Source organism: Streptomyces sp. NPDC034084, assembly GCF_055575535.1.
The window spans coordinates 425,995-449,945 of sequence record NZ_JBVISK010000003.1; the positions used below are offsets into that span (position 1 = coordinate 425,995).

The 23,951-nt window shown below is 74.2% G+C and carries 18 protein-coding genes and 1 pseudogene; 7 read left to right on the forward strand and 12 right to left on the reverse strand.

The window, feature by feature from the left end; all coding sequences use genetic code 11:
• Entirely contained in the window at positions 1-681 is a 681-nt protein-coding gene (locus ACZ51I_RS12900) for a GntR family transcriptional regulator (protein ID WP_468874699.1), read from the reverse strand.
• Positions 682-747: 66 nt separating this feature from the next.
• A complete protein-coding gene (locus ACZ51I_RS12905; protein ID WP_468874701.1) occupies positions 748-1,956 on the reverse strand; it encodes a CaiB/BaiF CoA transferase family protein in 1,209 nt (402 codons plus the stop codon).
• Between the two features lie 212 nt (positions 1,957-2,168).
• On the opposite strand from ACZ51I_RS12905, the gene ACZ51I_RS12910 reads away from it, so the two are divergent.
• Positions 2,169-3,350 (forward strand): acyl-CoA dehydrogenase family protein, encoded by a 1,182-nt coding sequence (locus tag ACZ51I_RS12910; RefSeq protein WP_468874704.1) that lies wholly within the window; start codon positions 2,169-2,171, stop codon positions 3,348-3,350.
• Positions 3,351-3,422: 72 nt separating this feature from the next.
• On the opposite strand, the gene ACZ51I_RS12915 is transcribed toward ACZ51I_RS12910, so the two are convergent.
• Both ACZ51I_RS12915 and yczR read right to left on the reverse strand, forming a co-directional pair.
• Positions 3,423-3,926: an FBP domain-containing protein gene (locus ACZ51I_RS12915; RefSeq protein WP_468874707.1), complete on the reverse strand. Its 504-nt coding sequence runs from the start codon at positions 3,924-3,926 to the stop codon at positions 3,423-3,425.
• An 81-nt stretch (positions 3,927-4,007) separates the two neighbouring features.
• Positions 4,008-5,480, reverse strand: a complete 1,473-nt coding sequence (gene yczR, locus ACZ51I_RS12920) for a MocR-like transcription factor YczR (RefSeq protein WP_468874709.1) — start codon at positions 5,478-5,480, stop codon at positions 4,008-4,010.
• Between the two features lie 100 nt (positions 5,481-5,580).
• Here yczR and ACZ51I_RS12925 point away from each other — a divergent pair, with 100 nt between their 5' ends.
• A complete protein-coding gene (locus ACZ51I_RS12925; protein ID WP_468874711.1) occupies positions 5,581-5,766 on the forward strand; it encodes a hypothetical protein in 186 nt (61 codons plus the stop codon).
• A 23-nt stretch (positions 5,767-5,789) separates the two neighbouring features.
• On the opposite strand, the gene ACZ51I_RS12930 is transcribed toward ACZ51I_RS12925, so the two are convergent.
• A complete protein-coding gene (locus tag ACZ51I_RS12930; protein WP_468874713.1) occupies positions 5,790-7,166 on the reverse strand; it encodes a DUF6777 domain-containing protein in 1,377 nt (458 codons plus the stop codon).
• A gap of 140 nt (positions 7,167-7,306) precedes the next feature.
• Between ACZ51I_RS12930 and ACZ51I_RS12935 the strand changes: the two genes are divergently transcribed.
• Positions 7,307-8,632 carry a streptophobe family protein gene (locus ACZ51I_RS12935; RefSeq protein WP_468874716.1) on the forward strand — a complete coding sequence of 442 codons (1,326 nt, stop codon included), beginning with the start codon at positions 7,307-7,309 and terminating at the stop codon, positions 8,630-8,632.
• On the opposite strand, the gene ACZ51I_RS12940 is transcribed toward ACZ51I_RS12935, so the two are convergent.
• From ACZ51I_RS12940 to ACZ51I_RS12950, 3 genes are read right to left on the reverse strand one after another with little or no spacing between them, the layout of a single operon-like run.
• The gene (locus ACZ51I_RS12940) at positions 8,629-9,606 is read right to left on the reverse strand and encodes a serine/threonine-protein kinase (protein WP_468874718.1); all 978 of its coding nucleotides are present in this window, start codon (positions 9,604-9,606) and stop codon (positions 8,629-8,631) included. The two genes, ACZ51I_RS12935 and ACZ51I_RS12940, sit on opposite strands and share 4 nt — an antisense overlap.
• Entirely contained in the window at positions 9,603-10,259 is a 657-nt protein-coding gene (locus ACZ51I_RS12945; RefSeq protein WP_468874720.1) for a hypothetical protein, read from the reverse strand. The genes ACZ51I_RS12940 and ACZ51I_RS12945 overlap by 4 nt, the downstream gene beginning before the upstream one ends.
• 36 nt (positions 10,260-10,295) lie before the next feature.
• Complete coding sequence (locus ACZ51I_RS12950; protein WP_468874723.1) at positions 10,296-12,917, reverse strand: FHA domain-containing protein; 2,622 nt, start codon at positions 12,915-12,917, stop codon at positions 10,296-10,298.
• Between the two features lie 100 nt (positions 12,918-13,017).
• Here ACZ51I_RS12950 and ACZ51I_RS12955 point away from each other — a divergent pair, with 100 nt between their 5' ends.
• Complete coding sequence (locus ACZ51I_RS12955; RefSeq protein ID WP_468874725.1) at positions 13,018-13,680, forward strand: TetR/AcrR family transcriptional regulator; 663 nt, start codon at positions 13,018-13,020, stop codon at positions 13,678-13,680.
• On the opposite strand, the gene ACZ51I_RS12960 is transcribed toward ACZ51I_RS12955, so the two are convergent.
• Both ACZ51I_RS12960 and ACZ51I_RS12965 read right to left on the reverse strand, forming a co-directional pair.
• Positions 13,644-14,450 carry a class II aldolase/adducin family protein gene (locus tag ACZ51I_RS12960; protein ID WP_468874728.1) on the reverse strand — a complete coding sequence of 269 codons (807 nt, stop codon included), beginning with the start codon at positions 14,448-14,450 and terminating at the stop codon, positions 13,644-13,646. The genes ACZ51I_RS12955 and ACZ51I_RS12960 overlap by 37 nt on opposite strands.
• Before the next feature lie 160 nt (positions 14,451-14,610).
• A pseudogene (locus tag ACZ51I_RS12965) lies at positions 14,611-14,937 on the reverse strand (DUF3626 domain-containing protein); the annotation flags it as partial.
• A gap of 114 nt (positions 14,938-15,051) precedes the next feature.
• On the opposite strand from ACZ51I_RS12965, the gene ACZ51I_RS12970 reads away from it, so the two are divergent.
• A complete protein-coding gene (locus ACZ51I_RS12970; RefSeq protein WP_468874730.1) occupies positions 15,052-15,711 on the forward strand; it encodes a ThuA domain-containing protein in 660 nt (219 codons plus the stop codon).
• A 121-nt stretch (positions 15,712-15,832) separates the two neighbouring features.
• The gene (locus ACZ51I_RS12975) at positions 15,833-17,230 is read left to right on the forward strand and encodes an NADP-dependent succinic semialdehyde dehydrogenase (RefSeq protein ID WP_468874732.1); all 1,398 of its coding nucleotides are present in this window, start codon (positions 15,833-15,835) and stop codon (positions 17,228-17,230) included.
• A gap of 33 nt (positions 17,231-17,263) precedes the next feature.
• Here the strand turns inward: ACZ51I_RS12975 and ACZ51I_RS12980 are convergent, their stop codons facing one another.
• Together ACZ51I_RS12980 and ACZ51I_RS12985 are read right to left on the reverse strand one after the other, a co-directional pair.
• Entirely contained in the window at positions 17,264-18,313 is a 1,050-nt protein-coding gene (locus ACZ51I_RS12980) for a PHP domain-containing protein (RefSeq protein ID WP_468874735.1), read from the reverse strand.
• Between the two features lie 10 nt (positions 18,314-18,323).
• Complete coding sequence (locus ACZ51I_RS12985) at positions 18,324-20,408, reverse strand: SpoIIE family protein phosphatase (RefSeq protein ID WP_468874737.1); 2,085 nt, start codon at positions 20,406-20,408, stop codon at positions 18,324-18,326.
• Between the two features lie 174 nt (positions 20,409-20,582).
• Here ACZ51I_RS12985 and ACZ51I_RS12990 point away from each other — a divergent pair, with 174 nt between their 5' ends.
• Entirely contained in the window at positions 20,583-23,873 is a 3,291-nt protein-coding gene (locus tag ACZ51I_RS12990; RefSeq protein ID WP_468874740.1) for an ATP-binding protein, read from the forward strand.
• Positions 23,874-23,951: the final 78 nt, after the last annotated feature.

Genomic DNA, 23,951 nt, shown 5'->3' on the forward strand with positions numbered 1-23,951 from the left:
TCAGTCCTGTTCCGGGTCTTCCGGGTCCAGGACCTCGCGCAGTGCCGCCACCGCGTGGGCCCGGTGCTCGTCGAGCCAGCGGACGGTGGCCTCCTCGTCGCTGTGGCGCAGCGCGGAGAGCACGGCGCGGTGCTCGTGCACGGCCTGCTTCCGGTGGGTGGCCTCGGTGTAGTACAGCGAGCGGTACGCGTCGGTGGAATCCCACAGGGTCGTGATGAGCCGCACGAGGCGCGGCATCCCGGAGGCCTCGATCAGAGTGAAGTGGAAGAGCCGGTTCGCCGCCGCCATCGCGGCCACGTCCCCCGCGGCGGCGGCCCGTTCCACCTTCCGCTGGATCCGTTCGAGCGTGCCGACCGTGCCGTCCGGCATCCGCCGCACGGCGATACGGACCGCCTCGGTCTCCAGGAGCTCCCGGATGCGGTAGATCTCCTCCAGGTCGGCGAGGGAGAGTTCCGCGACGAAGTAGCCCCGGTGGACGTGATGGACCACCAGGCCCTCCGCCTCCAGGGCCTTGAGGGCCTCCCGCAGGGGGACCCGGCTCACCTCGAACCGTGCCGCCAGAGCCTCCTGGCGGATCGGCCCGCCGGGCCTGAGCTCGCCACTGGTGATGGCGCGCCGCAGTTCCTCCAGGACGAACTGCTGGGCCGTCTGCGGCCGCCGCCTCTCCGCCGCGCTGCTCATCGCCTGTGACCTTCCGTTCCCTCACGTCCTCGCCGGCGGGCCCCGCCGCCGGTGCCGACCATCTTCCTACGCGCTGCCGTCCGCCGCTGACGCCCTGTGGACAACTCGTCCCAGCTCCGACAGCACCCCGTCCGTGTGCTCGCCGAGGCGGGGCGGAGCGGTGCGGTAGGAGGGCGGGGTGGCGTCGAGCCGGATCGGGTTGGCGACCTGACCGGGACCGGCCGCGGACTCCGGGACGCGCGGGGCGAGCCCCAGCCGGTCGGCGAGGCCGAAGGCGGCCGCCAGGTCGTTGATCGGCCCGCAGGGCACGCCGGCCGCGGTGAGCTCCTCGAACCAGCCGTCGGCGGTACGGCCGCCGAGCGGGCCGGCCAGCGCCTCGACCAGCTCCTCCCGGTGGGCGACTCTGGCCGTGTTCGTGGCGAAGCGGGGGTCCCGGGCGAGTTCGGGGCGGCCGAGCCGCTCGCACAGGGCCCCGAACTGCCGGTCGTTGCCCACGGCGAGGACCAGCGGCCGGTCCCGCGCCTCGAACACCTCGTACGGGGCGATGCTCGGGTGCCTGTTGCCCATGGCGCGCGGCACGACCCCGGCCCCGAGGTGGGCGGCGGCCTGGTTGGTGAGCGCCGAGAGGAGGGAGGTCAGCAGGGAGACCTCGACCCGCTGGCCCTCGCCGGTGCGCTCCCGGTGCCGCAGGGCGGCGAGCACGCCGAGGCCCGCGTGGAGGCCGGTGATGACGTCGACCAGGGCCACCCCGGCCTTCGTGCCCTGTCCGTCCGGTTCGCCCGTCACGCTCATGAGGCCGCCCATGGCCTGGACGAGCAGGTCGTAGCCCGGCAGCCGGGCGCCCTCGGCGGTGCCGAAGCCGGTCACCGAGCAGTAGACGAGCCCGGGGTTGCCCGCACGCACGTCCTCGTAGCCGAGGCCGAGCTTCTCCATCGTGCCGGGGCGGAAGTTCTCGACGAGGACGTCCGCGCGGTCCACGATCGCGCGGGCCGTGGCCAGGTCCTGGGGGTCCGTGAGGTCGAGTGCCACGGAGCGCTTGTTCCGGTTCACACCGAGGAAGTAGGTGGCCTCCCCGGCGGCGAACGGCGGACCCCACGCGCGCGTGTCGTCCCCGGAGCCCGGCCGCTCGATCTTGATCACGTCCGCGCCCAGGTCGGCGAGGAGCATCGTCATGTACGGCCCGGCGAGCACCCGGCCGAAGTCGGCGACGACGATCCCGGACAGGGCGCCCGCCGTCGGTGGCGTCCCGGGTGTGTCCGGCTGGTCTGCGCGCATGCGGCTTCCCTCGCTCCCGCTGGAGATACCGGAGATTGGAGATTGGAGATTGGACGTTGGATCCAGATTCTGGAGGTTGGATCCAGTCGATTGGAGATTGGATCCAACCGGACCGTACGGATCGGATGTCGGATTTTCAATACTGGATCCAATATCCGATCGGGCGCTACGCTTCGGCTCGCCGAGTTGCCACAGTCGCCAGGAGGCCGTCCGTGAAGTCGCCGTCCACCCCCGTCCATCCCTTCGACCTGCTCGCCGTCGACGGACTCCTCACCGACGAGGAGCGGGAGATCCGGAACACCGTGCGGGCCGCCGCCGACCGTGAGCTGCGACCGCACGTCGCCGGCTGGTTCGAGAAGGGCGAGATCCCGGCCCGTGAGCTGGCCCGCACGCTCGGCGGCATCGGCGTGCTCGGCATGCACCTGGACGGCTACGGCTGTGCGGGCACCAACTCCGTGGCGTACGGGCTCGCCTGTCTGGAGCTGGAGGCCGTCGACTCCGGGCTGCGCTCCCTCGTCTCCGTGCAGGGCTCGCTCGCGATGTACGCGATCTGGAAGTACGGCTCCGAGGAGCAGAAGCAGCGCTGGCTGCCGAAGATGGCGGCCGGAGAGTACATCGGCTGCTTCGGGCTCACCGAGCCGGACGCCGGGTCGGACCCCGGGGCCATGCGGACCAACGCCAAGCGGGACGGTTCCGACTGGGTCCTGAACGGCACCAAGATGTGGATCACCAACGGTTCGGTGGCCGACGTCGCCGTCGTCTGGGCGCGGACCGAGGACGGCGTCCGCGGCTTCCTCGTCCCGGCCGGTACGCCGGGTTTCAGCGCCCCCGAGATCAAGATGAAGCTCTCGCTGCGGGCGAGCGTCACCAGTGAACTGGTCTTCGAGGACGTCCGGCTCCCCGCCGACGCGATGCTGCCGGAGGCCCGCGGCCTCTCGGGCCCGCTCGGCTGCCTGAACGAGGCGCGCTTCGGCATCGTCTTCGGCGCGCTCGGCGCCGCACGCGACTGCCTGGAGACCGCGATCTCCTACGCCAGGGACCGGGTCGTCTTCGCCCGTTCCCTCGCCTCCTACCAGCTGACGCAGCAGAAGCTCGCCGACATGTCCGTCGAGCTCGGGAAGGGCATGCTCCTCGCCCTCCACCTCGGCCGGCTCAAGGACGCGGGCACCCTCACCCCCGAGCAGGTCAGCGTCGGCAAGCTGAACAACGTCCGCGAGGCGATCGCGATCGCCCGCGAGTGCCGCACGATCCTGGGCGCCAACGGCATCACCCTGGAGTACCCGGTGCTGCGCCACGCCAACAACCTGGAGTCCGTGCTCACCTACGAGGGCACGAGCGAGGTCCACTCCCTGGTCATCGGCAAGGCGCTCACCGGCGAGCAGGCCTTCCGCTGAGCGGAGCCGCGACGAGCGGAGCCGGCGAGCGGTGCCGGTGAGCGGAGACCCGGGCGGAGGCGTCGAGGTCGCTCAGCCCGCCGTCACCCGGTCGAGGAAGGCGTCCAGATTGCCCGTCAGGCGGGCGATCTGCTCGTCGAGGTCGAGGGACTCCTCGTGGCGCCGGTGGCGCAGCTTCGGCTGGCGCTTCCCCCGGACGTAGAGGGAGCAGGCGAGGTCGGCGCAGAGGTAGATGCCGACCGTGTTGCCCTCGCGGCCGCGGCTGCCGGCCAGCGGTGCCACCAGGAGCGTGACGCCCGAGGACGCGTGCGCGGTCAGGCAGACCTGGCACATGCTGGACTTCACGGCGCTGGTCCGGCCGGTGGCCGGGACCCGCAGGGTCACGCCGAGCGGGCCGTTCTCGCGCGGCACGACCAGGTGTGCGCGCAGGGGCGCGCCGGGGTCGACCCAGCCGAGGAAGTCCAGGTCCTCCCAGGGGAGTTCCGCGAAGTCGAGGGGCAGTTTGAGCCGGGCCGCCTCGCCCTTGGTGCAGTTCACGAAGGACGAGCGGATCTGTTTGTCGGTCAGTGGTTCCACTCGGTGGACCGTACACGGACCTCCGGCGGCAGGCATCCGAATAAGTCGGCGGGCACCCGAGTGAGGAGACCCGCCGGGCCCTCAGGCAACCCAGTCCGGCAGGGCGGGGTCCGCGAAGTGCCCCGGGGCGCCGTCCAGGGCCGCCGCGAGCCGCTCCGCCGCCGGCTCGTACACGTCCACGGGCAGCGTGAACGGGATCCGCAGCCGGTGCTCGTGCGTGCCCGGGTCCACCCCGAAGCGGGCGCCGCCCTCCACCCGTACGCCGTGCCGCAGGGCGCGGGCCGCGAGGGAGGACGCGACGGGCCGGCCCAGGTCGATCCAGAGGCACATCCCGCCCGGCGGCTCCGCCCACCGCCACTCCGGCACATGGCGGGCGAGGGCGTCGGTCAGCGCGGACCGGCGCAGCCGCAGCTCGTCGAGGCGGCGCGGCAGGATCACGTCGAGGCGGTCCATCAGAGCGACGGCCACCAGCTGGTCCAGCACCGAACCGGACAGGTCGGCGGTGATCCGGACCCGGGCCAGCTCGGCCACGACGCGGGACGCGGCCCGCACCCAGCCGACCCGCAGCCCGCCCCAGCAGCTCTTGCTCAGCGAGCCGACGGAGACGATCTGCTCACCGTCGCCCCCTCCGGCCGAAGCCGCGAACGGCGGGGGTGCCGGGACGTCCAGGGCCATGTCCGTCAGCGTCTCGTCGACCACCAGCCACGTCCCGGTGGCGCGCGCGGAACGCGCGATCTCCCGGCGTTGCTCCGCCGGCATGAGCCGCCCGGTCGGGTTGTGGAAGTCCGGGATCAGATAGGCCAGACGTGGCGCGGTCTGCCGCAACGCGGCGTCGACGAGTCCGGTGTCCCAGCCGGTCTCCGTCACCGGGACGGGCGTCACGCGGAGCATGCGCCCCCGCATCGCGTCGAGGGCGTTGGTGTACGAGGGGTTCTCGGCCAGCACCCGGTCGCCGGCCCGGCCGAGCAGCGTGAGGACCAGCGAGACGGCCTGCTGCGCACCCGTGGTGACGAGGATCTGGTCCGGGAGGGTCGGCAGGCCCCGGGCCGTGTAGCGCTCGGCGATCGCGGTGCGCAGCGCCGGGAGCCCGTACGGGTGGTAGCCCTGCGAGCCGGCGTAGCGGGGCAGCTCGGCGGCGGCCGCGGCCAGCGCGGCGGACAGTTCGGCCTCCGGGGCGTGCGGCGCGGCGAGCGCGAGGTCGATGGTCGCCCCGGCGTCGTCCTGGAAGGCGCCGAGAACGGTGGGCGTCTGGCCGTCCGGCAGGGCGGTCCACGTACCGGCGCCGCGCCTGCTGTGCGCGTAACCGCTCTCCCGCAGCAGGTCGTACGCCCCGGTGACGGTGGTCCGGCTCACCATGAGCACCGCCGCGAGTTCGCGTTCGGCCGGCAGCCGCAGGCGCAGCGCCACCCGGCCGTCGAGCAGCGCCTCCCGTACGGCCCGCGCGAGCTCCCGGTAGCCGAACCGGCCGCCGTCCGGGGGAGGGGTGAGAAGCGACGCGAGCTGGCGGCCCGTCAGGGTCCGGTCCGCGGTGTGGACCACACGTGCCACTGCCATGCCAATCACTCCTCATTGGCTCTGATGTCCGGGCCAATAAGGTTACAGACTCCTTTTCAGTGGCCTGGAGGCCGCGTTCCTCAGGGAAAGGAGACGACCGATGTCCGGACACTTCACCGACCGCGACGAGCGGATGTGGCAGCGGCGCGCGGAGGAGCGGACGAGCCGCCCCCTGCCGATCGGGGCCTGGCTCCGGGGCCTGCGCGCCAGGGCCGCGCGCACGGGGCCGATCAGCGGGGCGGCCTCGCCCGCCCCTCGCGCCGCCCGCGTCAGCGAACCGGCCTGACCGTCCCGTGCCGACGACCGGGCTCAGCTGACGAGGACGGACCCGGGGCCGGGCGCCGGGCCGGACGGCGGGCTCGAGGCCGAACCGTCCGAGGGGGGTTCCGAAGCGGGGCTCGACGACTCCGTCGACGGCGACGAGTCCGAGGGGCCGGGTGAGTCGGACGGCGGCTCCGGCGAGGACGTCGGCGCGGAGGGGGTGAGCGTCGAGGGGCACGGGGACGGTGTGATCCCGTTGCTCGGCGTCGGGGTCTCCGTGCCCGTCACCGGCACGCAGGGCACCGGCGACAGCGGGGAGACCGACGGCGACGGACTGGACAGGGAGGTCGAGGGGGACGCCGACGGGGAGGCCGTGGGCGGCGGGGGTGGCGGCGGGGTCGGCCTGTCGTGCTCGCCGGTGTCGCCGTGCTTCCGCGCGAACCAGCCGTCGTCCTGGGGGTCGTACACGACGAAGACGTTCACGACCGTGACCGAGGGCGCCACCACGACGAGCTGCTGCGAGCTGTACCCCTGCCACGGGGTGCCGATCGTGCGCGGCGCCTTCTGCGCGACCGGACCGGTCAGCGGATTGCCGCAGGCGCAGCGCACCCGGGGCACGCCTCGGTTGTCGACCATGACGGCGGTGCCGGCCTGGAGCACGGCCTGGTAGGTGGTGGCCGCGCCGTCGCGGAAGCCGTGGTTCGTCACCCGGGTGTCGACCCGGAGCTGAAGCGGGGTCAGGGAGCGGAGATACGCCGGCACGTCGGCCGGTGGGATGCCGATGACGGAGGCGAAGGCCGCGTTCTTCGCGGGCTCGCCGGAGAGGAAGCGGACCTGCTGCTCGACGTCGCAACTGGCCACCGACTTGGTCCCGCCGTAGAGACCTGGCGTCGCCCCCGACGTCTTGGGCAGGGCCGAGGCGGTACGGGGCGGCAGCGAGGCCGGCGGGACGGAACCGACGTCGGCGCGTGCCGTCGACGGGGTGAACGGGTCCGGGCCGGTCGCGGCCGCGTTCTGCAGGAAGACCTCGCCGCCACCCGATCTCGTCGTGTCGCCCTTGTCGTCGGGGCGGTTGGTGAGGACGACCGCGAGGGCCGCGGCGGCCACGAGGACGGCGGTGACCGAGGCGACCTTCGGGACGGATCGCCACCAGGGGCCTCCGCCGCCCCTGCCGCCGCCCGGACGGGAACCGCGGTCGCCGCCGGAGCCGTCGCCGCCCGAGCCGTCGCCGCCGGATCCGCCGCCGGAGCTGCCTCCACCGCCACCGCCGCCGGACGAGCCACCGCCCCACGAGGGGTCGTGGGGCGGTCCGGGCGGTGGTGGGGGACCGGCGCTTCCCGGGCGTGTGCTCGGACCCGAGAGGGGGCCCGAGGGGGGACCTGCGGGGGGAACCGACGGAGGGCCGGACGGCGGGTGGGAAGTCACGTTTTTCCCTTTCTTCCGTTCCGCGCCCATTGTGTGCGCCGAACGGTGCCCGCCCGCAAGCGGAAGCCCTCCACCCTGCCGGCGGACCACCGGCCCTCGCCCACGAGCGGCCCCCCGCTCCCGGTACTAGCGTGGGCAGCGTGACGAGCAGTCGGCTCCCCACCTCCGCGCGGTCAACCGCCACCCCCACGGGCCACCACGCCCGTGTCCTCCTCCAGGCCCTGGCCGCCGTGGTGGCCGGGTACCTCGCGATGGCCGTCGTCGCCGGGCTCGGCCTATGGGCCGCCGGCGCCGCCGACCTGCCCGGCGGCTTCAGCGCCGTCCTGGCGGCGGTCGTCGTGATGGCCACGGGCGGCAAGGTCGAACTCTCCGGCGACGCGGGCGACCTCGCGGGCACCCAGGCCCAACTGACCGCCATGCCGCTCACCGTCACCCTGGTGGGCGCACTGGTCACCGGTTTCTGCTTCCTGCGTCCCCTGCGCCACCACGCCGTGACCAGCGCGCGCGAACTCCTGCTCCGCGCGGCGAGCGTCGTCGTGCTCTGGCTGGCCGCCCTCGCGGGTCTCTCGGCCCTCGCCCGTCACGACTTCCCCCTGACCCTCGGCGGCGGCGACGGCGACGACCCCCTCATGGAACTCTTCGGCGACCTCCTCGACGCCACGAACCCGACCGTCGGCTTCCGCACCGACGTCGGACCCACGCTCTTCTACGGGCTCCTGTGGATCCTCGGCGTGGTCGCCGTCGCCCTGCTCGTCTCCCGCCGGACCCCTCTGCCGCCCCGGCTCGTCCGCTACCAGGAACCCGTCCGCCCCGCCGCCTTCGCGATGCTCCTGCTGCTCCTCGCGTACGTCGCCGTCGGCCTGGTCATCGGGATCGTCGTCGCGGCGACCAAGGGCCACGCCGCCGAGACCCTCGCCGTCCTCCTCCTGGGCCTCCCCAACGTCACCTGGCTCGCGCTCGGCGTGGGCATCGGCGGTTCCTGGGAGGGCAGGGCGGAAGGCCCCTTCGGCCTTCCCATGCCGCAGATCCTCGACGCCGTCCTGCGGCGCACGGGCGAACGACCGGACCTCTCGACCGTCGACCTGTCCTCGCTCGCCGCCCAGGACGCACGCGCGTGGTGGCTGCTGCCCGTCGCCGCCGTTCTCGTCCTCGCCGCCGCCTTCGTGGCGGCCGTCCGCTCCCCGGCCCGCGTCTCGCACTGGCAGCACGCGCTCCACCTGGGCATCGCCTTCGCCCTCACCATGCTGGTCGCCGCACCGGTCACCCTGGTCGAGGCCCGCTTCGGCCTCTCGGTCCTGGGCATCGGCGACCTCGCCTCCCTCGGCGGCGAGGTGCTGCTCCGGCCGCACGTCTGGAAGACGGTCGGCTTCGCGCTCCTCTGGGGCCTGGTGCTCGGCTTCCTCGGCGGCCTCCTGGCCTCCCGCGTCCACCGCAAGGGCGAGGTCGAGCAGCAGGGAACGCCCTAGTCCAGCTCCCGGAAGACGGGACGCGCCCACGCGGGCGGGGCCGGCGGCGCGTCGAGCCGGCGGGGGCTCCGGGACACCACCGGAGCGCCGCCGCCCGCGTCGGACAGGACGGCGCGCAGCTCCGCGACGAACTCCAGGCACGTCCCGTACCGCTCCTCGGGTGTCTTCGCCAGCGCCCTGGCGAACACCTCGTCCGCCGCCGCAGGCAGCCCCGGCCGCACCTCGGAGAGCGGCGGCGGCGGATCGTACTGCTGCGCCCACAGCACGGCCCAGTCGGTGTCCCGGCGGAACGGCGGCACCCCCACCAGGGTCTCGAAGACCACGCACGCCAGGCTGTAGACGTCGCACCGGCCGTCCACCGGCTTCCCGGAGATCTGCTCGGGCGCCACGTAGTCCAGCGTCCCGACGAACTCGCCCACCGTCGTGAAACCCGTGAGGGACAGCGACTTCTTCGTCAGCCCGAAGTCCGTCAGGTAGACGTGCTCCGGATGGTCGCCGTCCGTGCCCTCGGCGATCAGGATGTTGCCCGGCTTCACGTCCCGGTGCACCAGGTCGTGCGCGTGCGCCGCGTCCAGGGCCGAGGCGACCTGCACCGCGATCCGGCCCGCCTTCACCGGCGGCAGCGGCCCCTCGCGGTCGAGCAGCGCCACCAGGTCCTGGCCCACCACGTACCGCATCGCGATGTACAGCACGCCCTCCGTCTCGCCCGCCTCGAAGACCGGCACGATGTGCGGGTGGTCGATCGAGGCGGCCACCCGCGACTCGTGCGCGAAGCGCTTGCGGAAGGTGTCGTTGCGCGCCAGCTCCGGGGCGAGCAGCTTCAGCGCCACCGTCCGGTCGAGGCGCAGGTCCCGCGCCCGGTACACGACGGCCATCCCGCCGCGCCCGATCTCGCCCTCCACGCGGTAGCCCGCGATCTCCTTGCCGAGCAGCCCCGAGGGCCGGCCCGCCGGGATCTCCGGATCCGCGGTCATCGGCCCTCACCCGCCGGCCCCGTCCGCCCCACGACCTGGGTCGGGGGCGGCCCGGCCGCCGCCGAGGGGTCCACCTGCGGCACGACCTGCGTCGGCTCGTGCCCGGGAGAGGCCGGCCGCTCCCCGGGCCCCGGAGCGGGGTCGGCGGCCGACGGCGCCGACGAGGCCGCGTACGTACTGAGCCCGATGCCGTCGCAGTACACCCAGCGCTCGTGTTCCGCGTCGTACAGCCACACCGACTCGCCGTCGACGACCATGCCGACCCGCAGGCCGCGGGTCCGCACCCGGAAGGCCTCACCGTCGATCCGGCCCGCGCCCAGTTCCTCCGCCGCCCGCCGGTAGCGGCCGAGAGCGTCCTCGGCGCGGGCGATGAGCGGCCGGGGATCGGCGGTCCTGGTGAGGGGCCGGCCCGCCGCCGGAGGGTCCTCGGGCACGCCGACGAGGAGGCGTGCGTCGACCCACGCGGTCCAGCCGTTGGAGCACAGCACCCGCCCCCAGTCACCGGCCCGTTCCACGAGCCGTACCGGCAGGAACGCGTCGAGGGGGGTCGTGGGCAGTCCCGGATCGGGCGCCTCCCAGGCGGAGAGCCCGGAGCGCGGCACCACATGGGTGGGCCGGAAGTCCGGCACGTATTCGGGTACGGGGACGCTCACGGCCTCACCTCCGGCGCAGGGATGCTCCTCATCCGGCTATCTCCGCATGACGACCGGCTCGTGGCGGCGCAGCAGCCGGGCCACGGCCAGACCGAGGACCACACACAGCAGCACCATCACGCCCATGTCGAACAGCCACGCCTCCACCGTGTGCCGCATCAGCGGATCAGCCGTCTTCTCGCTCGGCGCGGTCCTCCCGATGTCGATCGTCGCGCCCATCGCCGCGAACGCCCACCGCGAGGGCACGAGCCAGGCCAGCTGCTCCAGGACGGGCGTGCCCCGCACCTTCAGCAGCGCCCCGCAGAACACGACCTGCACGATCGCGAGGAGGACGAGCAGCGGCATCGTCACCTCCTCCTTGCGGACCAGGGCCGAGACCAGCAGCCCGAGCATCATCGCCGTGAAGGCGAGGAGCGCGACCGCGAGGGAGATCTCCACGAGCGGCGGCAGCAGGACGCCCTTGCCGCCGGGCACGTTCAGCGGCACGCCGATCAGGGCCACCAGGGTGAGGACCACCGCCTGCACGACCGTGATCAGACCGAGGACCACCACCTTGGAGGCGAGGTAGGCGGAGCGGGACAGGCCGACGGCTCTCTCGCGCCGGTAGATCGTGCGCTCCTTGACCAGCTCGCGCACGGCGTTCGCCGCGCCCGTGAGGACACCGCCCACGCAGAGGATGAGCAGCACGTTCAGCGTGGACTCGGGGTTGAGGCTGCCCTCGGACAGGGCCCTGGCCATCGCGCCCATCACGAACGGCAGCGCCACCATGATGGCGATGAAGGTCCGGTCGGCGGACAGCGCCGCCGCGTACCGGCGGACGAGCGTCCGCAGCTGGGAGCCCCAGCTCTGCGCCTTCGGCGGCGGCGCCGGTTCCGGGGCGGTCCGGTCGGCGGCGGGCACGGGGACGTCGGGGCGGGCCGTCGCGTCCGCGATGTACCGGCGGTGGAAGCGGGAGGACCGGTACTGACCGGCCCAGTCGCGCTCCCGGTCGTTCTCGAAGGCCTCGAAGGCCTCCGGCCACTGCTCGAAGCCGAAGAAGCCGAGTGCGTCGGCGGGCGGCCCGTAGTACGCGACCCGGCCGCCCGGTGCGAGCACGAGGAGCCGGTCGCACACGTCGAGGCTGAGCACGCTGTGCGTGACCACCACGACCGTGCGACCGTCGTCCGCGAGGCCGCGCAGCATGTGCATCACGGAGCGGTCCATGCCCGGGTCGAGCCCGGAGGTCGGCTCGTCCAGGAAGAGCAGGGACGGCTTGGTGAGCAGTTCGAGGGCGACGCTCACCCGTTTGCGCTGACCGCCGGAGAGACTGTGGACGGGCTGGTCGGCGCGCTCCACGAGCCCGAGCTCCCGGATGACCTCGTCGACCCGGGCCCGCCGCTCGGCCGGCGCCGTGTCCTCGGGGAAGCGGAGTTCGGCCGCGTACCCGAGGGCCCGGCGGACCGTGAGCTGGAGGTGCAGGATGTCGTCCTGCGGGACGAGCCCGATGCGCTGGCGCAGCTCGGCGTAGTCCTTGTAGAGGTCACGGCCGTCGTAGAGCACCGTGCCCCGGTCGGCCGGGCGCTGGCCGGTGAGCGCGCCCAGGAGCGTCGACTTCCCGGCGCCGGACGGGCCGACGACCGCGAGCAGGCACTTCTGGCCCACCGGGAACGACACCTCGTCGAGGAGCGTGCGGCGCCCGTGGTCGACGGTCACCGCGAGCGACCGGACGTCGAGGGAGACCTCGCCGGTGTCGGTGAACTCGACGAGCTGGCCGCCGATCAGACAGAACGCGGACCGGCCGATGCCGACGATGTCCTCGGCCGTCACCCGGGCGTCCACGACGGGGGCGCCGTTGAGGAAGGTGCCGTTGTGGCTGCCGAGGTCGTGGATCCAGTAGGTGCCGTCGGGGTGGGCGATGAGCTCGGCGTGCCGCCGGGAGACGACCAGGTCGGCCACGACGACGTCGTTGTCGGGGGCGCGGCCGATCCGGATGCTGCGGGTCGGCAGCGGCCGCACGGACGTCGGCTGCCGGAAGGTCCCGGTCGCGGCGGGGTACGAGACGGAGGGCGGCCGGAGGACTGCGGGCTGCCGCACTACGGGGTCGGGGGAGGGGGCGGGTTCGGGTTCCGGAAGAGGAGCCGGAGGGGCGCCGGGAGCCGGCTCCCGGAGGACCTCGGGCGAGGGCGGGGGTCTCCGTACGGCCTCCGGCGCGGGTGGGGGCGCGGGTGGGGGCTCCCGTACGACCTCCGGCGCGGGTGGGGGCTCCCGTACGGCCTCCGGCGAAGGGGGCTCGGCCGGCGACTCCCGTACGGCCTCCGGATCCGGTACGACGCCGGGTGGCGCGGGCCGGGCCGGGGCGCCGGTCGAGAGCACCGCGCGCGGCCCGTCGGCCGGATGCCCGAACCGTACGACCGTCCCGGGACCGACCTCCCGCGGCCCGGCCAGCCGCATACCGTCCGCGAATGTGCCGTTCGTACTGCCCACATCCGCCAGGGTCCAGTGGCCGTCGGCGGCGCTGAGCACCGCGTGGTGCCAGGACGCCCGGGCGTCCGCGAGCACGATGTCGCTGGTGGGGTCGCGCCCGATGCGATAGACGCGGCGCGGGTTCATGAGCGTCGCGTCCCCGTCGATCTCGAGGACCAGATCGGGCGCCGTGGGCACGACGGGCCGCTCTGCCATGCATGAATTTTATCCGCCGCTGCTGATCGCCGCCCGGGAAGGAGACGCCGGTAAGGTGGGCGTCCGCCGCGCGAGCGGCCCGAGCGAGGAGGAAACACCCGTGCCGAAAGGTGTCACCAGGCGGCGCCCCCGCACCCGCGCGGCGCTCCTGAAGGCAGCCCTGGAGACCTTCGCCGAGCACGGCTTCCACGCGACGACCATCGAGCAGATCTGTGAGCGCGCCGGCTACACGCGGGGCGCGTACTACTCGAACTTCGCGAGCAAGGAAGAGCTCTTCCTCGCCCTCTTCGACGAGCACAGCGAGCGGACGGTACGACGCCTCGCCGAGTCCATCGACGCGCTGACCCCCGACGAGTACAGCCTCACCCGGCTCGCGGAGCTGGCCGCCCACGTCGAGCCCGACGAGCGGGAGTGGTACCTCGTCACCACCGAGTTCACCCTGCACGCCATCCGCGACCCGCAGGCCGCCTGGGTGCTCGCGCGCCACGACGAGCGGCTGCGGGCCGAGATCGCCCGCGGTCTCACCCTGGTGCTGCGCCGGGCCGGACGGGAACTGACCGTGGAGGCCGACCGGTTCGCCCGCCTCCTCATCGCCCTGCGCGAGGGGGGTCTGGCGCAGAGCTACGTGGAGCCCGCCGAGCTGCCGCCCGGCACCCTGGAACGGCAGTTCCTCGCCCCGCTCCTGGAGGCGATGACCCGCGAGATCCCGGGCGGCGGCCCCGCGGGTCAGTCGAAGAGGTCGGGGTCGGACGCGGTGATCTGATCCCACAGCGGGCGCGCCTGGAACCAGCCGGCCAGGTGCCCGCCGATCTGGCCCCGGGTGAGGAGGGCCGTCTCGCGGTCGATGAGCTGCGGGGTTCCCGCCGCCATCGCGAGGAGCTGCGCCTGGCAGGAGCGCTCCATGGTGACGAACCACCACACGGCCTCGGCGACGGAGTGACCGACCGTGAGGAGCCCGTGGTTCTTGAGGATGACCGCCTTGTGGTCGCCGAGGGCCTTCGCGACCCGCTCGCCCTCCTCGGCCTCGTTCACCACCCCCCGGTAGTCGTCGTAGATCCCGTGGTCCTCGAAGAACGCACAGGCGTCCTGGGTGATCGGGTCGAGCGGGATCCCGAGGCTGGAGAAGGCCTTGCCGTGCAAGGAGTGCGAATGCGCGGCGGCGACCGCGTCGGGGCGGGCGGCGTGGACCCGGGAGTGGATGACGAACGCGGCCCGGTTCACCGGCCGGCGCCCTTCGAGGACGTTCCCCTCGTGGTCCACCAGGATCAGGTCCGAGGCCTTGATCTGGGTGAAGCTCATGCCGAACGGGTTGACCCAGAAGGCGTTCGGGTCGCCGGGATCGCGGACGGTGATGTGCCCGGCGACGCCTTCCGAGAAGCCGAACCTCCCGAAGATCCGGAACCCGGCGGCGAGTTGTTCCTTGCGGTAGGCGCGCTCCTCCTCGACGGACTCGAACGAGGGCGGCAGCGGGACGATCGCCCCCTCGGGCAGGGGCCCGACGGCGGCGGCTATCGCGGGCGGCACGGTGCTCATGGGCGGCTCCTCGGTGAGGGGGGTGCGCGGTGTGTGGCTGGGTGGGGCTGGCGCGCCAAAAGATACAGAGATGTATCCGATACGACAACGGATCAGGTGAGCGGGGCGCCGAGCGGGCCAGGTAGTGCCAGACCTTCTTCACGTCCTGCGGGTCGTACCGCCCCGAGCGAGCCGCCTCCTGCACGATCCGGCGGCGGAAGTCGAGGGCGCCGTACACCGGGCGCGACTCCGTCGGCGCCTCGTCGTAGGCCCGGCCGAATATCCGGCTCTCCGAGCGCCGACGGTCGCCGCCGGGGCGGGCGGTGAGGCCGCCGTTGCCGGTGCCGGTGACGAACTGGGAGCGGTAGACCCCCTCGTCCACGAGCCGGTGGAGGAAGTGCGGGTGGAAGTTGAGGGTGACCCGCAGGGCGGGGTCGAGCGGCTCACCCGTGGAGCGCTCGGCGACATGAGCGAGGGCCCGCCGGGCGTGCTCGTGGAGGGGTGTCATCGGGGCAGTGTGCCGGAGCGGCGGGGGTTGCGGCCCTGGGTTTCCGGTGACTACGGTCGGGGCGACGGGGAAAGCGCTTTCACCCGTCCTGCCCCTCGCCCCTGGAGCCCCCGCGTGCCCACCGCCGACGTCCTGATCCACACCCGTACCGCGGGATACCGCCACGACTCCATTCCCGCCGGTGCCACCGCCCTCGCCGAGCTCGCGCGTGAGCTGGGACGGGTGGCCGAGGTCACCGAGGACCCTGACGTGTTCACCCCCGAGCGGCTCGACCGGTGCGCCGCCGTCGTCCTCCTCTCCACCACCGGGAACGTCCTGACGCCCGACGGGCGCACCGCCTTCGAGGCGTACCTCCGGGGCGGCGGCTCCCTCCTCGCCGTCCACGCGGCCGCCAACGCCGAACCGGACTGGCCCTTCTACGGCGAGCTGCTCGGCACCCGGTTCGACGGCCACCCCGAGATCCAGCCGGGCGTCGTCCTCGTGGACGCCCACGACCACCCGGCGACCGCCCCGCTCCCGGGCCGCTGGTCCCGCACCGACGAGTGGTACAACTTCACCACCGACCCCCGGGCCGCCGGCGCCCGGGTCCTCGCCCGCGCCGACGAGTCCACCTACCGCGGCGGCACGCACGGCGACGACCACCCGCTCGTCTGGTGCCGGGAGGTCGACCGGGGGCGCGTCTTCTTCACCGCGCTCGGGCACGCCTCGGAGACGTACCGCGACCCGGAGTTCCGTGCCCACCTCTCCGGCGCCCTGGCCTGGCTCACCGCCTGAGTCGCCGTCCCTGCCGGGCCGGCAGGGACGGGTGCGGTCACCCCACCGCCCCGCCCCTGTTGCGCCGACGCCCGAGGAGCGGAAGGTTACGGAGGGGGCCTATGGCAGGAGGAGGTACGGCATGGGCATCGCCACCGTGAACCCCGCGACCGGTGAGACGCTGCGCACCTACGAGGCCCACGGGCCCGAGGAGGTCGAGCGGCGCATCGCCGCCGCGCACGAGGCGTACCGCCAGTACCGGACCACCTCCTTCGCCGAACGTTCCAGGCTCCTGCGCGCCGCCGCGACCCTCCTCGACGAGGACACCGAGGACATCGCCCGCACCATGACCATCGAGATGGGCAAGCCGATCGTCGCCGCCCGCGCGGAGGCCGCCAAGTGCGCCAAGGCCATGCGCTGGTACGCCAAGAACGCCGAGGGACTGCTCGCCGACGAGCATCCGGCCGAGAGCGACGTCCAGGACTCGGGCGCGGACGTGGCCCGGGTCCACTACCGGCCCCTCGGCCCGATCCTCGCCGTCATGCCGTGGAACTTCCCGCTCTGGCAGGTGATCCGCTTCGCCGCGCCCGCGCTCATGGCGGGCAACACGGGCCTCCTCAAGCACGCCTCCAACGTACCGAGGACCGCGCTCTACCTGGGCGATCTCTTCCGCCGCGCCGGATATCCCGACGGCTGCTTCCAGACCCTCCTCATCGGCTCCCGCGATGTCGAGGGCGTCCTCCGGGACCCCCGGGTGGTGGCCGCCACCCTCACCGGCAGCGAACCGGCGGGGCGGGCCGTCGCCGCCGTCGCGGGCGGCGAGGTGAAGAAGACCGTCCTGGAGCTCGGCGGCAGCGACCCGTACATCGTCATGCCTTCCGCCGACATCGTCGGAGCCGTGAAGACCGCCGTCACCGCGCGCGTACAGAACAACGGGCAGTCCTGCATCGCCGCCAAGCGGTTCATCGTCCACCAGGACGTGTACGACGACTTCTCGGAGCGCTTCACCGCCGCGATGAACGCCCTGACCGTCGGCGACCCCCTCGACGAGTCCACCGACGTCGGCCCCCTCGCCACCGAGCAGGGCCGGGCCGACCTGGAGGCGCTCGTCGACGACGCCGTGGAGCGGGGCGCCGTCGTGCTCTGCGGCGGACACCGTCCCGAGGAGACCGCGCTCCGGAACGGCTGGTACTACCGGCCCACCGTCCTCACCGGCATCACTCCGGAGATGCGGATCCACCACGAGGAGGCCTTCGGCCCGGTCGCCACGGTCTACCCCGTCAGCGACGTGGAGGAGGCCGTGGCCGTGGCCAACGACTCCCCGTTCGGCCTCAGTTCGAACGTCTGGACGCGCTCCGCGGAGGACGTCGCGTTCTTCGTCCGCGACCTGGAGGCGGGGGGCGTCTTCGTCAACGGCATGACGGCCTCGCACCCGGCGCTCCCCTTCGGCGGGATCAAGCGCTCGGGGTACGGCCGCGAGCTGTCGGGCCACGGCATCCGCGAGTTCTGCAACGCGACCACGGTCTGGCAGCGCGCCTGACCGGTGCCGGCACAGGCCGGCTTCCACGCCGGCTCAGGCCTGACCCGCCCCTGGCTCAGCCTGGGTCCACGCGAGGAGACGCTCCGCCGGCCAGGTGTTGATCACCCGGTCCGGCGGGACCCCGCACTCCTCGGCCCGTGCGCATCCCAGGATCTGCCACTCCAGCTGACCGGGCGCGTGGGCGTCCGTGTCGACGGCGAAGTACGCGCCCGCCGCGACCGCCGTCCGCAGCAGCCGGCGCGGTGGATCGAGGCGCTCCGGGCGGCTGTTGATCTCGACCGCCGTCCCCGACTCGGCGCAGGCGGCGAATACGCGCTCCGCGTCGAACTCGGACTCCGGCCGCAGCCGTCCGCCGGCCACCAGCCGTCCGGTGCAGTGCCCGAGCACGTCCATCAGCGGGTTGCGGACGGCCCGTTCGAGACGGCGGGTCATCGAGCGGGCGTCCATCCGGAGCTTGGAGTGGACCGAACCGACCACCACGTCGAGGCGCTCGAGCAGCTCCGGTTCCTGGTCGAGGGAACCGTCGTCCAGGATGTCGCACTCGATCCCGGTCAGCAGCCGGAACGGCGCCCACTCCTCGTTGAGCCGCGCCACCACGTCCAGCTGCTCCCGCAGGCGCTCGGGGGACAGGCCCCGCGCCACCGTCAGCCGGGGCGAGTGGTCGGTGAGGACCGCCCACTCGTGGCCGAGCGCCGCCGCCGTCCGCCCCATGGCCTCGATGGACGCGCCGCCGTCGGACCAGTCCGAGTGCAGATGGCAGTCGCCGCGCAGCGCCGCCCGCAGCGCCTCGCCACCCCCGCCGTCCGACTCCGACGGGCCGAGGGAGGCCTCCAGCTCCTCCTCCAGGTGCGCCAGGTACTCCGGCACCCGGCCCTCCAGCGCCTCGCGGACCACCGCCGCCGTCTTGGGGCCGACACCCTTCAGGGCCTCCAGGGTGCCGTCGGCCGCGCGCCGGGCCGTCTCCCCCTCCGGCAGGGCGGCGACGGCCGTGGCGGCCGTACGGAAGGCGCGCGCCCGGTAGCCGGGCGCCTGGGCGCGTTCCAGCAGGAACGCGATGCGGTTGAGGGCGGCGACGGGATCCACGGCCGCCTCCTCAGCCTCTCCCCGGGGCGGATTCGACCGCCACCGTCGCGGGTCCGATCTCGCACCACACGGCCTTGCCCTCGCCGCGCGGTTCGACCCCCCAGCGGGAGGCCACCGCGTCGAGGAGGAGCAACCCCCGTCCCGAGGTGGCTGCTTCACCGGGGGTACGCCGCCGGGGCCAGGCGCTCGACCGGTCCTGCACCGAGAGCCGTACCCGCCGCACCGGCTCGGGCAGCACCTCCAGGGTCAGCACCGCTCCGCCCTCGGTGTGCAGCAGCACGTTCACGAGCAGCTCGCCCGTCAACAGCTCCGCGTCGTCGGCGAGTTCCGCCATGCCCCAGTCGCGGAGGGCCTGCCCGACGGCCGCGCGCGCGTCCGAGAGGCCCTGCGGGTCGGCCTGGTGGATGTACTGGTGGATGCGCGGCGCCCGGGGCGTGCCCGGGTCCGGGCTGCGCCGCAGCACGAGCAGCGCCACGTCGTCCCCCGAGCCCCACCGTTCCCAGAGGCGCTCGGAGAGGTGGTCGGCGAGGGCCTCCGCCTGCGGCGGGCCACTGCTGATCGCGCCCGAGAGCGCGGCGAGACCGGTCTCGATGTCCGAACCCGGCTGTTCGACGAGCCCGTCCGTGCAGAGCACCAGCGTCTCGCCGGGCACGAGGTCCAGCCGCGTCTCCGGGAACTCCTCGTCCCCGAACACGGTCGCCAGACCCAACGGCAGCCCGCCGCGCAGCTTGGGCTGGCCGACCCGGCCGTCGGTGTGCCTGATCAGCGGACCGAGATGCCCCGCCCGTACGGCGCGCAGAGTACCGCTCGCCAGGTCCACCTGCGCGTACGTACAGGTCGCGAAACGGTTGGTGTCCAGCTCGGCGAGGAACCGGGAGGCCCGGGCCAGGACGGTCGACGGAGCGTGCCCCTCGCCGGCGTACGCACGCAGGGCGATCCGCAGCTGCCCCATGATGGCGGCGGCGTGCGTGTCGTGCCCCTGCACGTCGCCGACGACGATCCCGACCCGGCCCCGGGGCAGCGGGATCACGTCGTACCAGTCACCGCCGACCTGCCGCCCGCTCCACGCCGCGTGGTAGCGGACGGCGATCTCACCGCCCGTGAACTGCGGGATCCGGCGCGGCAGCATCGTCGCCTGGAGCCCCGTCGCCAGCTCCCGCTCCTCGTCGAAGAGGATCGCCCGCTGGAGCGACTGTGCGACGATCGCCGCGAGCCCCAGCGCGAGGTTGCGCTCGTCGGCGTTGAACGAGGTGCGGCCCCGGTAGAACAGGGCCATGCCGCCGAGCGAACGGGCCTGCGCCACCAACGGCAGGTAGCAGGCGGCCCGGAACTCGAGCCGCGCCAGGTAGGGGGCGAGCTCGGGGAAGTCGCGCCCCAGCGAAGGGAACGAGGACACGAACCTGGGCCTGCCGCTCAGTACCGTTTCGGCCAGCGGCAGTTTCCGGTCGAGCCGGCGGCTGCGGAAGTCGTTGAGGACGTCGAGGGATTCACCGCTGAGCGCGATGATGTTCAGCGAGCCGTTCTCGACGAGACCGAGCGCGAGACCGTCCGCGCCGAGCCGCGCCAGGCCGCCCGGACCGGTCAGGGCGGCCGTCACGTCGTCCACGGTCACCGCGCGCGACAGCGCGTTGGTCGTCCGCTCGACGATGTTCGTCTGCACCTCGCGCCGCTTCTCCAGCTCCTGGACGAAGGCGAAGTGCGCGACCTCGGCCGTCGTGTCCCGCACGACGCCGACGATCCGCCGGGCCCGGCCGTCCGGTGACCGCAGGATCCGCGCCTGCACGTGCGTCCAGTGGGGTGATCCGTCGGCCTGGGGGATGGGGAAGTGCGCCGTGTACGAGACCGCGCCGCTGGTGACCGCCCGCCGTACGACGCCCTCCAGCTTGTCCCGCTCCTCGGGGGCCAGACGCCTCACGAGCGAGACCGGACGCCCGTCGTAGTCGCCCGGAGCCACGCCGAAGACCAGCAGCCCGGACTCGTCGACATCGATGGTGCCCGTGTCGAGATCCCAGTCGAAGCTGCCGGTCCGGTTCATGGCGAGCCACTCGGCGGGCCCGATCTCGCCACTGCGCGTACGCCGGTCGTCATCGGTCATCCTCCCCATTGTCGAACCCGCGCCCCCTGGACGCCATGGCGCCGACACGGCGTGGCGCGAGTTCGCCGTCCCGGAGTGGCCGGAGGGGCTCGCGGGGCCCGGAGGGTCTCCTGGGGCGACGGTGGGCGACAGGGGTGGCGGTCCGCGGCCTGCGTGCCGGGGCAGAATGGGCCGGTGCAGCCGCCCTACCGTGTTCTCGGCCCGTGCCAGGCCTTCCGCACCGACGACGGGACCGAGGCAGTCCTGAGCGGTGCCCGGCTCCGGGCCCTGCTCACCGCGCTCGCCGCCGCCGGAGGGCGGGCGGTGGACCCCGGCGCACTCGTCGACCAGGTCTGGGCCGACGGCGACCCGGCCGGCGACCAGGACCGTACGGCGGCGCTCCAGGCCCTCGTCGGGCGCCTGCGCCGGGCCCTGGGCCGCGAGGCCGTCGTCTCGGCCCCCGGCGGCGGCTACCGGCTGGCCGCCGCCCCGGACGCCGTCGACCTGCACCGTTTCGAACGGCTCGCCGCCGAAGGCGCCGCCGCCCTCGCCGCGGGTCACGCCGAGCGGACGGCCGGCCTCCTCGACGAGGCCCTGGGACTCTGGCGCGGGCCCGCCCTCGCGGACCTGCCAGGCCGGGACACCGACCCCCTGGTCGTACGGGTCGAACAGCGGCACGCCCAGGCGCGGCGCGACCGCCTCGCCGCCGACCTGGCGCTCGGACGGGCGGACGCCGCGCTCGCGCCCCTCGCCGCCCTCGCCGCCGGGCAGCCGCTCGACGAACCCCTCCAGGCCCTGCGGATCCGGGCCCTGCGCGCGGCCGGCCGGCCCGCCGAGGCCCTCGCGGCGTACGAGGAGGTACGCGCGGCCCTCGCGGACCGGCTCGGCACCGATCCGGGGCCGGAGCTGCGCTCCCTGCACGCCGAACTCCTCACGGCGGACGGGCCCGTACCGCCCCCGCCGGCCGCGCGGACCGGGACGGCGGGCGCCCTGCCCGCCCGGCTGACCTCGTTCATCGGCCGGACCGACGAACTGGGCTCGCTCGCCGCCGCCTGGGACGGGCGGCGGCTCGTCACCCTCACCGGTGCGGGCGGGGTGGGCAAGACAAGGCTCGCCCTGGAGGCCGCGGAGACGTACGACGGGCCGGTCCACCTCGCCGAACTCGCCTCCGTACGCGAGGAGTCCACGGTCGCCGCCGCCGTCCTCACCGCGCTCGGGGCCCGCGAGACCCACCTCTGGCACACCTCGGCCGTCGCCGCGGCCGGCCCGAAGGACCGCTTCGCGCCCCTCGTCGAACACTGTGCCGGGCGCCGGATGCTCCTTGTCCTCGACAACTGCGAACACGTCGTCGCCGAGGCGGCGGAGCTCGCGCAGGCGCTGCTCACCCGCTGCCCGGGCGTGACCGTCCTCGCGACGAGCCGGGAGGCCCTGGGAGTGCCGGGGGAGGAGGTGCGGCCGCTGGGCCCGCTGCCCGTGGACATGGCGCTGCGACTCCTCGGGGAGCGGGGCGCCGCCGCACGCCCGGGGTTCGGGGTGGCGGAGGACCCGGAGGCCGCGGAGGAGATCTGCCGCCGGCTCGACGGGCTGCCGCTGGCGATCGAACTGGCGGCGGCGCGGCTGCGGATCCTGTCGGCACGACAGATCGCGGACCGGCTCGACGACCGCTTCCGGTTGCTGACCTCGGGCGCCCGGACGGTCCTGCCGCGTCAGCAGACCCTGCGGGCGGTGGTGGACTGGTCGTGGGACCTCCTCGACGAGGCCGAACGGGCGGTACTGCGACGGCTCGCGGTGTTCACGGGCGGGTGCGACCTCACGGCGGCGGAGGCGGTCTGCGAGGGCGGACCCCGGAGCGCCGACGTCCTCGACACGCTCGGCGCCCTTGTCGACAAGTCGCTGGTGGTGGCCGCTCCGGACGGCGGCGGGATGCGCTACCGGCTCCTGGAGACCGTCGCCGAGTACGCGAGGGAGCGGCTGGACGAAGCCGGGGAGCGGGCGGCGGTCGAGCGGCGGCACCTCACCCACTACCGGGAGCTCGCCCGCCGGACCGACCCGGAGCTGCGCGGTCCGGACCAGATCACCGCCATCGCCCGCCTCGAGCGGGAGCACGACAACCTGCGCGCCGCCCTCCGGACCGGCGTCGAACGCGGCGACGAGCAGGAGGTGCTCTGCCTCGTTCACGCGCTCAGCTGGTTCTGGCAGCTCCGCAACCACCAGGTCGACGCCCGTACCTGGGCCGCCGAGGCCGGGCGCATCGGCCCCGACCCCTTCCAGGAGCCCGTCCGCCCCGCCGAACCACTCGACGGACGGTGCCTGGACGTGCCGCCGCCGTGGGCGGGCGAGCGGCTGTGGGAGGCCCGGCGCGGCGGCCGGCTGTACGCCCTCGCCACCGAGGGCGGCGAGGGCGCCACCGCCCTCGAACGGCCCGAGACCCGCGCCCGGCTCGCCGCCCTGGTCGCCGCGTACCGCCCCGGCCTTCCCCAGACCTGCCGCCAGCCGGGCACGATGTGGTACTTCGCCCGGCTCATGACCGGAGAACTCACCGGGCTCGACGAGACCCTGTCCCTGATCGTCGACGCCTCCCGCACCCACGGCACCGGCTGGGACCTGGGCTTCGCCCTCCTCATGCGGGCCAAGCTCGTCGGCCACGGCGCGGACGCCGCCGAGGCGCTCGCCCTCTTCGAAGCCGCCGGGGACTCCTGGGGGATCGCGGAGGCACTCGCCGCCCGGGGCGAGGCGTACGAGCGCGAGGGCCGGCTCGCCGAGGCCGCCGCCGACTTCGAGCGGGCGACCGAGGCCGCGGCCCGCGTCGGCGCCCGCTCCCAGCTGCCCTCCTTCACCGCCCGCCTCGCGGCCGTACGCCTCCGGCTCCACCCGGAGGGGGACGCGGCGGCCGAACGACTCCTGGTCGAAGCCGCCGACGAGGCCGGCCAGTGGGGCGCGGAGTCCGCCGGCACCGGCCGGCTGCTGCTCGCCCAGCACTACGGTCACACCGGGCGCACCGGCCTCGCCCGCGCGCAGCTCTCCCGCCTGGAGGAGGAGTTCGGGGACGGCACCCCGGCGCTCTTCTGGGGACTCGTCGGCGGGACGTGGGCGTGGCTCGACTGCCTCGACGGCGACCACGACCGGGCGCTGTCGCGCCTCGCGCGGGCCGTCGTGGACATCGAGACCCTCGCCCACCTGGTCGCCCCGCACCTCGTCGTCGCCCAGTTCGGTACCGCGGCCTGGGCCCGGGGCGGGCGCGGCGCACCGGGCGACGCGGAGGCGGGGGCCCGGCTGCTCGGCGCGTACGACGCCCACGCCGGCTCGGGCACGGGCGCCGGCTTCCGCCCCTTCACCGCGCAGACGGAGGAGACCATCCGGGCCCGCGCCGAGGAGACGCTCCGCGCGGCCCTGCCCCCGGAGACGTACACCCGCCGGTACGCGGAGGGCGCGGCTCTCTCCCTCAGGGCGGCCGCCGCCCTGGTCCGGGACCTGGAAGGCCCCTGATAAGGCCTGTCCGGCGGACCATGGCCGGGTTCGCGACGTCTGACACGGCGCCTCGCCGCGCTGCCGAAACGCCCGAAC